This window comes from Rhizobium leguminosarum (genome assembly GCF_010668065.1).
Taxonomy (GTDB): Bacteria; Pseudomonadota; Alphaproteobacteria; order Rhizobiales; family Rhizobiaceae; genus Rhizobium; species Rhizobium leguminosarum_S.
In genome coordinates, this window is the sequence record NZ_WUEN01000037.1 from 1 (window position 1) to 1,322 (window position 1,322).

Consider the following 1,322-nt stretch of genomic DNA (forward strand, 5'->3'; position numbering starts at 1 on the left):
CGGCGATTTTATCGGCACCGGCAATGCGCTCGCCAACACGATCATCGGCGGCGCCGGCAACGATCTGCTGGACGGCGGCGCCGGCAATGACGTGCTGAACGGCGGAGCGGGCAACGACATCTATGTGGTCGACAGTGCGGGCGACGTGATCAACGAGGCGGTCAACGCCGGCACCGATGAAATCCGCACGGTGCTTGCAGCCTACTCGATCGCCGCCTTGGTCAATGTCGAGAACCTGAGCTACACGGGATCGGCCAACTTCACCGGCACCGGCAATGCGCTTGCCAATACGATCACCGGCGGTATCGGCAACGACACGCTGAACGGCGGGGCAGGGGCCGACACGCTGATCGGTGGTGCGGGCGACGACACCTATATCGTCGACAATGCCGGCGACCTCATCACCGAAGCGGCCAATGAGGGGATCGACACGGTTCGCACGACGCTGGCAAGCTATACGCTTGGCAGCGACCTCGAGAACCTCACCTATATTGGTACGGTAGCCTTTGCCGGCACCGGCAATGGCCTTGCCAACACGATCAGGGGCGCGGCAGGTGCCGACATCCTGGACGGGAAGGCCGGAGCAGACATACTGATCGGCGGAGCGGGCAACGACACCTATATTGTCGATGACGTTGGCGATGTGGTCACCGAAGGACTGAATGAAGGAACCGATCTGATCAAGACGGCGCTTTCGAGCTATGCGCTCGGCAACAATGTCGAGAACCTGATCTATACGGGATCCGCCAGCTTCACCGGCACCGGCAATGCGCTTGCCAACACGATCATCGGCGGCGCCGGCAACGATCTGCTTGACGGCGGCACCGGCAATGACACGCTGAACGGCGGAGCGGGCAACGACATCTATGTGGTCGACAGTGCGGGCGACGTGATCAACGAGGCGGTCAACGCCGGCACCGATGAAATCCGCACGGTGCTTGCAGCCTACTCGATCGCCGCCTTGGTCAATGTCGAGAACCTGAGCTACACGGGATCGGCCAACTTCACCGGCACCGGCAATGCGCTTGCCAATACGATCACCGGCGGTATCGGCAACGACACGCTGAACGGCGGGGCAGGGGCCGACACGCTGATCGGTGGTGCGGGCGACGACACCTATATCGTCGACAATGCCGGCGACCTCATCACCGAAGCGGCCAATGAGGGGATCGACACGGTTCGCACGACGCTGACGAGCTATACGCTTGGCAGCGATCTCGAGAACCTCACCTATATCGGCACGCTAGCCTTCGCCGGAACAGGCAATGATCTCGACAACGTGATCACGGGTGGCGCTGCCATCGATACGCTTTCCGGCGGCG

At 62.1% G+C, this 1,322-nt stretch carries 1 protein-coding gene; it reads left to right on the forward strand.

Annotation, left to right across the window (positions count from 1 at the left end; translation table 11 throughout):
* Positions 1-1,322: beta strand repeat-containing protein (locus tag GR198_RS35165; protein WP_164070484.1), on the forward strand; the 1,322-nt coding region annotated here is incomplete at both ends.